The following is a 12,528-nucleotide window of genomic DNA, read 5'->3' on the forward strand; positions in this document are numbered from 1 at the left end:
ACCCCGCGTTTTCTGTTGATTACGCTTACAAATCAATCATAAGGCCGACGGCCGCGCGGTAAAATGACGCTTCTTTAGGCGGAGTGGACATATATTTGGGTTTAGCAGGCGGCGAATCAGAGCGCGAAGCCATAGAGCGGCGCGCCGTCGAGCCTGCTGCGGCGGCGGGGTGCCCAACGCAAAAAAGCCGGAGGCAGGTTCCGGCTTGGAGCGGTTCGGCCTTCGGGCCGCGGCAGCGGCCGGGCGGCTCCCGAAGGAGGCGCCGCTGCCTTGGCTGCGGGCGGGAAGGTCGGAGACGGTTTGTCGTTTGGCGGCCGTCCAACTTTTGACGGAGCGAGGCGACGCCTGGAAGCCGGTTTGCCCGCCGCCCATCTTCCCCTCCCCACATCCGCGCGCCTGTCAGGCATTCGCCCGGTCCGGGCGCAGCGTCTCGCGGAATTCTTTGGGCGTGCGGCCCGTCTCCGCCTTGAAGACGCGGTTGAAGTGCCGGATATTGGAGAAGCCCGTCCCGTAGGCGACGGAAGCGATTTTGTCGTCGGTATGCAGCAGCAGCCGGGACGCTTCGCGCACGCGCACTTCGGTCAGAATCTCGACGAACGAGCGGCCGAGCCGGATCTTGAACAGGCTGCTGAGGTAAGACGCGTTCAGGAAGACGAGTTCCGCCATGCTGCCGAGCGTGATCGGCTCGGCGTAATGTTCTTCGATATGGCGGACGACGCGGTCTACCGCGTGCAGCCCTTCGCTCTCGTCCCCGCGGCGGACCAGCGCCTGAAGCGAGCGCAGCAGGCCCGCGCAGTAAGCGGCCAGCTCCGAGCGCGAGCTGAGCGCAAGCGCGCCCTGCAGCGCCGCGCCGATATCGCGGCCTTCCGGCCAATCGCCTTGGACGCCGCGGTCCACGGCGAGGCCGTATGCTTCAAGCAGCATCCGGCACACCTGCTCGTGGATCACGGACGGACTCGCGCCGGAATCGCACAGCTGCCCGATGCCTTCGCGCACCCGCTCGCCGAGGTCCCCGCCTTCGCCTTCGAGCAGCGCCTGCTCCAGATAGCCGCGCTGGGTCAGCGGCGTCCGCACCGCGCCCGGTTCCTGGCGCGGCGGGTCCTCGTACAGCAGGACCCGGTTGCCGCCGGAAGTCAGCCGATAGAGCAAAGCGATTCTCGCTTCGCCGTACGATTTGGAGATCTCCTCGACGCCGTGGACCCCGCCGCCGATTCCGATCGTGATCGTCAGGTTCGCTTCGCGCCGGATACGGCCCGCGATATGCCGGGCCAGTTCCGCGACGTCCGCCCGCGACGCGGCGGACGCTTCGGCGTCCAGCAGCGCGACGACGCCGGCGCCGCGCCGGAACACGAACCCTGTCCGCACGCCGGACAGCGCTTCTTCGATGAATTGGCGAATGTAGAGCGAGAACAATTCCGCTTCCTGCCGCTCGTAGCGGCTCGGCTCGACCGAGTCCTTGTCGAGCTCGGCGACGAGCACGTACACGCCCCGTTCGAACTCGATGCCGGCTTCGCGCAGCTCGCCCGGGCGCGCATGCGGCAGTTCGCCGCGCACGAGCCCGTCGAGCAGCCGGTCCCGCTCTTCCGCGAGCACGGCCGGCAGGCGCCGCTGCGGCAGCCGCTCGGCCCGCTGCAGCTCGGCCTGCACCAATTCGCGCTCCACCTGGCCGAGCACCCGGTACAGCTCCGCCTTGTCGATCGGCTTGAGCAGGTAATCCCGCGCGCCGAAGCGCAGCGAACTTTGCGCATAGCGAAAATCGTTATAGCCGCTCAGCACGAAGCAGCGAATCTCGGGGTAGCGCTCGCGCAGCTGTTCCTGCAGGCCGATCCCGTCGAGGCGCGGCATGCGGATGTCCGTAATGACGAGATCCGGCTTCGTGCGCTCGATTTCCTCCAGCGCTTCAAGGCCGTCTTTGGCTTCGCCGCACACTTCCCAAGGGGTGTCCGACGTTCCGATCAAATGGCGCAGTCCCCGGCGAAAGATCGCTTCGTCGTCGACGACCAGCACTTTGCGTTTATCCATGGCGGTCTCTCCCTTCTTCCTCTTCGCGTTCCCGCAGGTCCGGCAGCCGGATCGAAGCCCGGATGCCGCCGGACTCCGCCCGCTCCAGCCGGACGCCGAAGCCCGATCCGTACTTGAGCACCAGCCTGCGGTGCACATTGACCAGCCCGTGCCCGCCCGGCCCTTCCGGCAGCAGCCCTTCTTCCATCTTGGCGTTCTGGCGCCGCAGCTGTTCGTCGCTCATGCCCGGTCCGTCATCCGTCACGGAGATGAGGATACGCTCGCCGCTTAGTCCGATCGCGATGACGATGCCGACTTCGCCGATTCCGTGCTCCAGCCCGTGCACGATCGCGTTCTCCACGACCGGCTGCAGCGTCAGCCGAATGACCGGGCTGTCCATCAATCCCGGCTCCGCTTCGATCCGGTAGCGCAGCCGCTCTTCGTACCGGATGCCCTGAATCGCCAGATACCCGCGAATATGCTCGATCTCTTCGCGGACGGTCACTTCGTCGCGTCCCCCGCCCATGCTGTAGCGCAGCAGGGCGCTCAGATGGTTGGTCATGCTGACGACTTCCCGGTTGCCTTCGAGCTCGGCGTACATGCTGATCGAGCCGAGCGTATTATAGAGAAAATGCGGATTGATCTGGCTCTGCAGCGAAGCGATCTCCGCGTTTTTCTCCCGGATCTCCGTCTCGTACAGCCGATACGTCAGCGTGCCGAGCCGGGACACCATCAGATTGAACGTCCGGCTCAAATGGCCGATCTCGTCTTCGCTCTCGACCGGGATCGAGATGCCGAACTGCCCTTTCTCGACCAGCTTCATCGAATGGCGCAGCCGGCTGAGCGGGCGTGTGATCCGCAGCGCGTACAAGACCGAGACGAAGATCGAAGCGGCCAGACAGGCCAGGCCGACAAGCAGCATCTGCCGGTTGACCGTCTCCGCGTCCTTGAGCAGAATGCTCATCGGGACCGCCTGAAGCACGGTCCAGCCTGTCACCGGCGACGTCACGTACGTCATCAGCACCGAAGAACGCCCGCTGCCGAGCGTGACGGTGCCTTCGCCCCGATAAGCCGCGAGGCGGCCGGTCGAATCGGGAAAAGCGCCGCTCTCGTAGATCGGCTCGCCGCTTCCGCCGAGCACCGCCACCGAGCGCTCGCCGCTGCCCGACAGATTCGCGATCCGCTCGCGCAGGTCGCTCGACGGCACGTCGATTTTGAGAATGGCGAGCCGTTTCCCACTTTCGAGGCTGCGAATGACGCGGACCGCCGAGAAGACGCTGTACGTCGAGCCGTTGTCGGATTTCAGCGAATGCGGACCGACGAACACCGCTTCGCCGAACGCGGCCGCTTCGGCGAACGCGCTCAGGTCGGGATCGTCTTCCTCGGTGAACCGTCCGGGGCTGTCGGGCGGCTCGACGTACGAACGCACCTGCTGCGCCTGCAGCGTGATTCCGATCGTATCGACCCGCCCGTTCACCCGGATGCGCCGCATGAATTCTTCCAGCAGCATCCGTTCTTCGTACACCGTCGCTTCGCCCGCGTCCCGGCGCTCCAGATAGTCGAGCAGGTCCGGCGTCTGGTAAGGCAGCACCGACAGCAGCGCCAGTTCGTTCATATAGATGTCGAGGTTCGCGCTGAATTCGTGCACGGCGTCCGCCTGGTACGCGCCGACGTTGCGCTGGACCGCCCGGGAGTAGCCGATGCCGCTGAGCAGCGACGAGAGCAGCAGCGGCACGGCGATGAGGATCAGATTGATGCCGATCAGCTTGAATGCGAGGCTTCGGTTGGCGCGGCGCGCTTGTTTGCGGCTCCACAGACTGCGGTATTGCGCAAATTTGCCCATCTGTTATTCCTCCAGAATCCGGTCGATTTTCGGCCCGATTCCCTTCAGCATGCCGTCTACCGTCTGGCTGCCCGACCACAGCCGCTCCAGTTCGACGACCAGTTCGTCGCTGACCCGTCCCTGCTTCGGATGATCCGGGAAATAAGCGACGTCGTCGGCCGCTTCGGCGTAATCGCTCCGGCTCGGCAGCGCGAGAAAAGCTTGCGATTGCGCGGCCGCTTCATACGCCGGAATATGCCCGGCCTGCGCCCAGACGTCGCCGTGTCGGGTGAGCCAGGCGGCGAACTTCAGCGCCGCCCGGCGCTTCGCCGGATCGGCCTGCGCCTGCGCGGGCAGCGCCAGCGTATGCGCGTCGCCCCACGAGGCGGGGCGGTCGTAGATCTGCGGCAGCGGCATGACGCCGAAGTCGAGCCCTTCCGCCTGCTCGAACAGCCCGATCGACCAGACGCCAAGAAACAGCGTGGCCGCTTCGCCCCGCGCGAACTGGCTCGTCGCGTCGTTGATGTCCGGCGGAATCAGCCCTTCCCGGTACAGCGAATCGACGTAATCCAGCGAACGTTCCGCCGCTTTCATGTTCAATCCGGCGTGTTTGCCGTCCGCCGCGTAGAGCCGCCCGCCTCCGTCGATCTGGCTATACAGCGACCACCAGAGCCACAGCGAATCGATACGGATATTCGGCACGGCGAGCGGCGCCACGTTTTCGGGAACGTTCGCGCGGATCTTTTTGAGAAAATCGGTAAATCCCTGTTCGCCGGGCTCAAGGAGCACTTTGCCGTTTGCGTACAGCCCCGCCTGCTTCAGCCATTTTTTGTTGTAATACAGCACGCCGAAGTGGGCATCCAGCGGCACGCCGTAATGGTGGTCGCCCAGCACCGTTTTGCGCAGAATGTTTGGGTTGTACCCGTCCCAGTCCACCCCGGCCTCCGCCGCTTCTTCTCCCGCGATCGCCGTGACAAAATCCGCCGGAACGTACTGCGCGTACTTCGAAGCATGCACGATCGCCACGTCCGGCGCTTCGCCGGTCACGATCGCGGTCGACAATTTCGTATAATAATCGTCCAGCTTGTTGTTGTTCATCCGCACGACGATCCCTTCGCCGTTCTCTTCGTTGTACCGCGCGACCAGACCGTTCATGAACGAGCTGTCCCCGCCGCTGAACGGCGTCCAGAACTCGATCGCCGTCTTCGTCTCCGCCGCGGCCGGCGTTTCGTATCCGCTTTCATAATTGTCCGTCAACCACAGCCCCAAAGTCAGCACCAGGGCGGCCAGCACGGGCACGAGCCAGAGCGGCGTTCTTTTTCCGTACCAAAAATCCGAGCGGCCCATCCCGCTTCTCCTCCTCGTTCCCGGCATCCGGTCACCGTTATGTCCGTTTATTGTCCTTATACACGCCCTGCCTCTATTCTAAATCCGATCGCAGCGCAAACGCCGTTTTTCCTTCATTTTGCCAAAATTACGTCCATACCTAAAAATAGGTCCATATCTGCGCGACCGCAAGTCTTTTCCCAAAAAATAAGACCGTTCCCCCCAAAGATCCGTCCTGTTCGCCGCCGCGCGATTGCGTTAAGTTGTTCGTAACACTCAACCGAGGGGAGACAACACTGAATGAACAGAAAAACATGGCTCAAAGGCGGCCTTGCGCTGATGCTGCTCGGCACGACGCTTAGCGGCGGAAGTTATGAGGCGGCACAGGCAGCTTCGGCTCAGACAAAAAACGATTTCTACAACGTCATCATGCAGGACGGCGCCGATCCGTTCATGTACCGGCACGCGGACGGCTACTATTACTTCACGAAAACGACGGGCGGCAACGTGACGCTCTGGCGCTCCAAGACGATGACCGGCATCGACGCGGCCGAGACGACGGTCGTCGAGACGGGCGGCCAGAACGTGTGGGCCCCGGAAATCCACCGGATCGACGGCGCCTGGTATATTTACTACGCCAAAGACGACGGGGACAACGCCAACCACCGGATGTACGTCATGCAGAACAAGTCGCTCAATCCGCTCAAAGGCACCTGGGTCGACAAAGGCCCGATCGCCGATTCGACCAACCGCTGGGCGATCGACGGGACGGTGTTCAAGGCGCGCGGCATCTCGTATTTTGTCTGGTCGGGCTGGGAAGGCACCGAGAACGTGCGGCAGGTGCTCTATATCGCGCGCATGAGCAATCCGTGGACGATCGATTCGCCGAGAGTCGAGATCGCGCGGCCGGAGTATCAGTGGGAGACGAACCATTCGCCGAACGTGAACGAAGGCCCGCAGATTCTCGTCAAAGGCAATCAGATCAACATCGTCTACTCCGCCAGCGGCAGCTGGACCGACGATTATTCGCTCGGCCTGCTGACGGCCAAGAACAACAGCGACCTGCTGGACCCGGCTTCGTGGACCAAACGGCCGGATCAGGTGTTCAAGACAGGCGGCGGCGTCTACGGACCGGGTCATGCCAGCTTCACCGAGTCGCCGGACGGGCAGGAAGACTGGATCGTGTATCATGCGGCCAAAAGACAAGGTTCCGGCTGGGACCGCGAGATTCGCACGCAGCCGTTCAGCTGGAACGCGGACAAGACGCCGAACTTCGGCAGTCCGCTTGATCCCAACCAACCGATTCCATTGCCTTCGGGCGAACCGCAGCGCGACCGCTACGAAGCGGAAGACGGCCGGCTCGGCGGCACCGCCAAAGTGTCGCAGCACGCGGACAGTTCGGGCGGCGCGAAAGTCGGCTATATCGACACGCCCGAGAGCTACGTGGACATCGACGTCGACGTGGACAAAGGCGGCACGTACATCCTCTATGCGCGGACCGGCAACGGAACGGCGGGCGGCAATTGGTCGACGCTGAAGCTGTCCGTGGACGGCGGACCGGCCAGCGACTTCTTCGTGACGAACCAGGGCTGGGACAACTGGGGCACCTCGACACAGAAAATGACGCTGGACAAAGGCAAGCATACGATCCGTTTCGCCAAAGGAGACGGCTACGCCGAAATCGACGGGTTCGACCTGTTCCGCGTCGGGAAATAGACCGGGCGAACAGACGGAATAGGCGGCTTAGTAAAAAAACAGTTCGGACGCAAAGAAGCGAAGACCGGGTAGGCGGTCTTCGCTTCTTTTTTGAGCTTTAAGGCAGCGCGCGGCTCTGGCGCCGGGCGAACGAACGCGCAGGCGCGCAGGCGGAATCTACCGCCATTCCACCACTTCGCCAAGCGGCCGACGGGTCTTCTCCGTCGGTTCGCCCGCGCGGTAGCCGAAAGCGGCCATGCAGGCAAGGCCGAAATGCGCCGTGTCCAGCAGCCCTTCCTCGGCCAGCACGCGCTCCGTCTCAAGCTTGACGAAGCCTTCCATCGGGCAGGAATCGATGCCGATCATCGCGGCGGCCGTCATCATGTTGCCGAGCGCCAGATACGTCTGGCGGCAGGACCATTCGAACATGGCGCGCTCGTTATCTTGCAGCGCGAAGCCCGTACGCAGAAACGCGTCGTACGTTTTGCGCTTCATGTCGGAGATCTCCTGCGGCAGGCGCTGCACGTCATCCAGCATGTACGAGATGTAGGCCGAATCCGCCGTCATATCGTGCGGCAGCCGGGCCAGCACGAGGATCACGTGGCTGGCCGAAGCCAGCTGGCGGCGAGCGCCGCCGGCATGCACCGCGATCTTGCTCCGCAGCTCCGGATTCTGTACGACGACGAATTTCCACGGCTCGAAGCCGTACGAGCTCGGCGACAGCCGGCCGGCTTCCAGAATGAAGTCGAAATCGTCCGCCGCTACCTGCCGCGCGGGATCGAAGTCCTTGACGGCGTGGCGGAACCGGTAAGCGTCCAGCAGTTGGCTTTTGGCGGCCGCGTAAGCGTCCGGCCCGGATGGGTCCGGGTGTGGGTCCGGGTGTTTGTCGTGCATGGGAATGCCTCCTTCGTATCGTCGACTCTCCTCCATTTTAACGCACATTCAGGCCCAGTCCACCTTCAGGCTTTCCGCTTCGATCCGCAGTTCGGTAAATCCTCCGTCTTCTTTTTGCAGCAGGACAAGCAGGGCGAACCCGGCCGGCACCAACTCGAATTCTTCGCCGTACCAATAAGCGCGCTCCAGATCGTCCGGAATCGTCGCGGCGCCCACGCCCGAGAAGACGAGGCGGTTCGGCGGCGCCGAGGCTTTGCCCATCGTCGACTCGTCGAACCGCAGCTCGATCACGCCGCCCGGCCGGCGTTCGCACGAGACGAACTGCGCGTCGTGCAGCGAACGTTCCCACAGTTCCCGGGCGGCCGGCGGCAGCTGCTCCTTGACCGATTCGTAAGCTTCCCGCGCGGCCCGGCCGAACTCCTGCTGCCGGCGATCGAAGTCTGCCCGCCAATCGGCGATCCGTGCGGCCAGCTCCGGCGGCGCATACGGCTGATTGAGCGTACCGTCAAGCACGTACGGATGCAGCGCCGCCGGCAGCAGCGCAAGCAGCTCCTTGCGGTTATGGGCCAGGCTCACGTGGGCCTGCTCGACGTAATCGACTCCGATCTCGCGGCAGAACGCCAATTCTTCGTCCCACCCTTCCTTCGTCCTCGGCACCGCGAGCAGACTGCTCAACTGCATTTCCCGATACAATCTTTCCGTAAAAAATCGCATGCGATCCCCTCACTTTTTCCTCAATTTCCGGCTCACCAGCACGATCAGCAGCAGAGCGACGCCGACCAGCACCACATTGAACAGAATTTGGAGCGAAGCGCCCGCGCCGATTTTGGGCGCGGGGTCGGCTCCGTCCGTGCCGGGAGCCGGCGGCACGAACCGGGCCGCATTCTCGGGGCCGAGCGCGGCTTCGGCCGGCTTCGAGCGTTCGATCTCGGTGCGGAACGCGGCGAGGTCGTACTGCGGCGGAGGCTGCCGCTCCGCCCCGTACACGAGGCGGTAAGGGCCGGCGCCGGTGTCTTCGAACACGAGCCGGTCGACGCGGTAGCCCACTTCGATCGATTCGATGTTCAGCGGCAGATTGCCCGCGTTGTCGATCACGATCATCGGCTTCTCGTTGCGGATCGGTTCCGCCAGCCGGATCTCGGTATCGTCGACGCTCTCGCCGTCAAGTTCCAGCCGATTGAGCCGCGTCGGCGACAATACGCGCGTGTTGGCGCCGGTGCCTTTGGCCCGGTTCACGTAGAACAGCCGGCTGAAGCTGCTGGAGCCGTCCGACGCGGAAGCGTTCAACCGAATCCGGTCGATGCGCAGCTTGTCGGCGTTATAGAGCACGACTTCCGACATGCGCGCGGAAGGCTGCACGTTGAACGGCAGTTCCGCGGTCCGGCGGAATCGTTCGCCGCTGACGGCCGCGCCGACGTCGGTCAGCGTCCCTTCGGTCAGCGCAAGCGGTTCTTCGCCGTTCGGCGCGATCAGGCGGTAATAGCCGTATTTGACCGGCTCTTCCAGTTCGATCACGTTGCGGAATATGCCTTCGCCGGTCGAATACAGTTCGCCTTCGGTCAAGTCTTCCCAGAGCTGCCCGTCGTAACTGCCCTGAACCCGTACTTTTTTGAGAAAAGAACTCTGCGACAGCGGGAACGTCAGCCGGCTGCCGCGCACGTCTTCGCTGCCGGAAGCCGGGACGACGCGAAAATCGAACCGCGTCGCGCTTTTGCTCTTGGCGCGGTCGACCAGCTCCAGCGGATACTGGCGGTCGAGCCCCCGCTCGCCTTCTTCGCCCGAATCGGCGTAATACGGCACGAACCGGCCCGCCGAATCGACAATGCGCACGTCGTTCAAGTTCTCCTCGGCCCGCGCGTAGACGTCGGCATCGAGGAACAGCGCCTGGTACTGCGATCCCGGAGCAGCCTGGATCTCTTTGGCAAAGTTCCACGTGCCGGAATCCGCGTAGTCGTCTTCCGCCGGGCGAGCCTCGAACACAGCCGCCGTTTGGCGCCCGGCGGCCGTTTCGCCCGCAGCCCCGAACACGGCTGGGGCAGCGGCGGGCGCAGGCTGTTCCGCCCGGGCGTCCGCGCCGCCCGGGACTGCCGCCAGCAGCACGGCCGCGCCGAGCGCGGCGCCAAGCTTTTTTTTCGCCGCAGCCGGCTTGCCTTCAATCTTCTTTTTCCGCATCGTCGTTAGGCTCCTTCCCTTCGTCCGCTTCCAGGCGGTTCGATACGCGCTGGTACAAATAAGAAATGCCGAGCAGGATAAATCCGGCCGCGAAATACGCCAGAATCCGGCTGCCCAGGCCGTTCAGCCCGAGATCGAAGATCAGCAGCTTGGCCGTGCACAGCAGCGTCAGGATCAGGCCGAGCCGGCGGATATGGACGTAGCGGCGGCGGAAGCCGTACAGAATGCAGCCCAGCGCGACCAGCAGGTAGGCCAGGCTGTACAGAAGACCGAAATCGTCGACATGGAGCTGGACGCCGAGCAGGGCGGTGAGCATGACCAGCACGTAGGCCGCGATACCGACCGGATACCACTCCCCGGCCTGCGGATAGCGGCGCACGACGCTGCGCAGGCTGCGGTTGCCGCTCCAGAACACGGCGGCGTTGACGACAAGCAGCACCGCAAGCGCCGCGTAATCGTTCGCTCCGTTGAGATCGCTTCGCGCCGACAGTACCGGCATCGTCAGCATGAGCGCGATGCCGATGAAGCAGGCGATGCCGTACTGGATCAGCGCATACATGCGGGTGACTTCGTCCCGGATCAGCGTGAAGCGGGAGAGGCCGACCGAGAGCAGCGCCGTCACGGCGGCCGCGAGCAGCATTTTGTAGAACAGGTAATGGCTGCCGCCGTTCGGAAGCAGACGCTCGTAGACGTAGAACGTTTCGTACACCCCGTAGAACCAGACGTTCAGCAGCGCAGCGTACCGGAAGAACAGCAGCATGCGGCGCTCGTCCGGCGAATAGCGGACGCGGCGTTCCGCTTCGGAAGAACGGTCTACGCCGTGGTTCCGGAATTCATCCCACGCATAGAACAGCGCGAGGCCGAGCGTGCCCAGCGTCAAGAGCGTGTATTTGACCATGAACACAGAGGAATTCTCGCCGCTGATCAGCAGGGTCAATCCGCCGAGCGGCAGATCGACCACTACGAAAGCGGCTATGCAGAGCAGCATGACGGCCCAGCCGCCGCGTTCCAGCCTCTTCGAACCGGCGCGGCGGCCGTATACGCTGAGCACGCATGCTTCGGCCAACCAGCCGAGCGACGTCCACGCTTCGCCAAGTTGGAACGGCACGATCAGAATCGCGAAGACGAGCGCCGTGACATAGAACAGCAGCCGCGTATTTTTCTCCTCCGGTACGAGCCGTTCCGCCAGCAGCCCGAGTCCTACGTACAGCAGGCCGAACAGCAGCGCAAGCAGGCCCCGGAACTCGATCGCGCCCGACGATTGCAGCAGCGCGTACATGACGCCGCAGCCGACGAACGTATTGATGCCGAGCAGCGCGACGTCCCATTCGGACAGCTTGCGCTTGAAGCGCATCGGGTACGCAAGCGTCAGCGCCAGATACATGAGGAAAGTCGCGAAAGCATAGCCCGCGCCGATCCAGCGGCTGTCCGCCAGCCAGACGAGCACCAGCATAGCCGGCGTATTCAGCGCAAAGCCGATATACGCGACCACGGTCCAGCGCTTATGCAGCGAGACGAGCAGCAGCAGCAGGTTGAGCAGCAGCAGGTAGACCATGGCCGCATACACGGCAGGTCCCGACAGGCCCGAAGCGAGCCCGTACGACAGCAGCGGCAGATAGCCGCCGACGAGTCCCAGCGCGCAGATCGTCCGCGATTCGTAACGCAGCGCCAGCAGCACCGTGGTCAGCGTGACGAGCACCGACAGCAGCAGCGCCGCGCCCATTCCGATAATGCCGAGCAGGAAATAGCTGTAGAAAATCGAGCCGTACAGCACGGCCGTCCCGCCGCCGAGCAGCCCGAGCGCGAACGTGCGCCGGCCGCGCCGGTACAGCCATTCGCCGCCGCCGAGGAGAAGCGCGCCGAACAGGAAAAAGACGCTGCCGCGCACGTAATCGTTGAACCACGTCGAGTACGTGTAATTGAACGCCATGCCCACCGCGACCAGAATCAGCAGAATCGCCAGCTTGTTGATCCAGTTCAGGCCGATCTTCATCTCGATCCGGTTCTGCCGCACCCGGCGCCGGATCGTGTCTTCGTCCACGCCTTCGTCTTCCAGCAGGCGATAGCCGTCGTCCAGCGATTCGCCCGCCTGCCGGTCCGCTTCTTCCTGCCAGCGGCGCTGGCGGTCCAGGCTGATCTCCAGCTGCTCCGACAGCTCTTCCAGCTTGAGGCGGAATTGCTGCTGTTCGCCGCCGTTCAGCCGGAGCGAAGCCGTCATCATCTTATGTATGCGTGTGCGCGCCTGTTCTTCGAATAGGCGCAGCCGGTTGATCCGCTGGACTTTGCTCCCGGCAAAATAAGTATCCATTTTGCTTCGGGACAAGCGCAAAATGTTCAGCTTCTCATCCAGAATCTGTTCCGTCAGCGACAGGCGCAGTTCGGCGTTCTGCTTGTTCAGCTTGAAGCTCTCGGCGCGGAGCGCGGCCAGCTCCCGCCTGTCTTCTTCCGACTGACGGCGGAGCTTCTCGTTCTCGTGAATCAAATCGCTCGATTCGTACTCTTCCAGCAGTGCCTGCGTTTCTTGCAGCAGATTGCGCTGGTTCTGCCTGATCGCGGACAGCCGGGATTTGAAATCGTTCATGCGGACCCCTCCCTCTTCTCTTTTTTCAAAATGTTAG

At 63.5% G+C, this 12,528-nt stretch carries 8 protein-coding genes; 1 reads left to right on the forward strand and 7 read right to left on the reverse strand.

The features are described from left to right. Nucleotides 1–399 precede the first annotated feature (399 nt). Genes FFV09_RS09400 through FFV09_RS09410 form a run of 3 tightly spaced genes read right to left on the reverse strand, consistent with a single transcriptional unit; the run spans nucleotide 400 to nucleotide 5,170 of the window. Nucleotides 400–2,022 (reverse strand): response regulator, encoded by a 1,623-nt coding sequence (locus tag FFV09_RS09400; RefSeq protein ID WP_141447592.1) that lies wholly within the window; start codon nucleotides 2,020–2,022, stop codon nucleotides 400–402. Continuing rightward, on the reverse strand, nucleotides 2,015–3,844 hold the full coding sequence (locus tag FFV09_RS09405) for a cache domain-containing sensor histidine kinase (protein WP_141447593.1): 1,830 nt from the start codon (nucleotides 3,842–3,844) through the stop codon (nucleotides 2,015–2,017). Before FFV09_RS09405 ends, FFV09_RS09400 begins: the two co-directional genes overlap by 8 nt. Before the next feature lie 3 nt (nucleotides 3,845–3,847). Further along, nucleotides 3,848–5,170: an extracellular solute-binding protein gene (locus FFV09_RS09410; protein WP_141447594.1), complete on the reverse strand. Its 1,323-nt coding sequence runs from the start codon at nucleotides 5,168–5,170 to the stop codon at nucleotides 3,848–3,850. Between the two features lie 279 nt (nucleotides 5,171–5,449). Here FFV09_RS09410 and FFV09_RS09415 point away from each other — a divergent pair, with 279 nt between their 5' ends. After that, nucleotides 5,450–6,865 carry a family 43 glycosylhydrolase gene (locus FFV09_RS09415; protein WP_141447595.1) on the forward strand — a complete coding sequence of 472 codons (1,416 nt, stop codon included), beginning with the start codon at nucleotides 5,450–5,452 and terminating at the stop codon, nucleotides 6,863–6,865. 156 nt (nucleotides 6,866–7,021) lie between these two features. Here FFV09_RS09415 and FFV09_RS09420 read toward each other — a convergent pair whose 3' ends face one another. The 4 genes from FFV09_RS09420 to FFV09_RS09435 are packed head-to-tail and all read right to left on the reverse strand — an operon-like array spanning nucleotide 7,022 to nucleotide 12,491. Continuing rightward, entirely contained in the window at nucleotides 7,022–7,738 is a 717-nt protein-coding gene (locus FFV09_RS09420) for an NAD(P)H-dependent oxidoreductase (RefSeq protein ID WP_141447596.1), read from the reverse strand. Between the two features lie 48 nt (nucleotides 7,739–7,786). Beyond that, the gene (locus FFV09_RS09425) at nucleotides 7,787–8,452 is read right to left on the reverse strand and encodes a DUF4085 family protein (protein ID WP_141447597.1); all 666 of its coding nucleotides are present in this window, start codon (nucleotides 8,450–8,452) and stop codon (nucleotides 7,787–7,789) included. A 9-nt stretch (nucleotides 8,453–8,461) separates the two neighbouring features. Then, nucleotides 8,462–9,910: a DUF3999 family protein gene (locus tag FFV09_RS09430; protein ID WP_141447598.1), complete on the reverse strand. Its 1,449-nt coding sequence runs from the start codon at nucleotides 9,908–9,910 to the stop codon at nucleotides 8,462–8,464. Further along, complete coding sequence (locus FFV09_RS09435; protein WP_141447599.1) at nucleotides 9,891–12,491, reverse strand: DUF2339 domain-containing protein; 2,601 nt, start codon at nucleotides 12,489–12,491, stop codon at nucleotides 9,891–9,893. The genes FFV09_RS09430 and FFV09_RS09435 overlap by 20 nt, the downstream gene beginning before the upstream one ends. Between the last annotated feature and the right edge of the window lie 37 nt (nucleotides 12,492–12,528).

The organism is Saccharibacillus brassicae, from assembly GCF_006542275.1.
Taxonomy (GTDB): domain Bacteria; phylum Bacillota; class Bacilli; order Paenibacillales; family Paenibacillaceae; genus Saccharibacillus; species Saccharibacillus brassicae.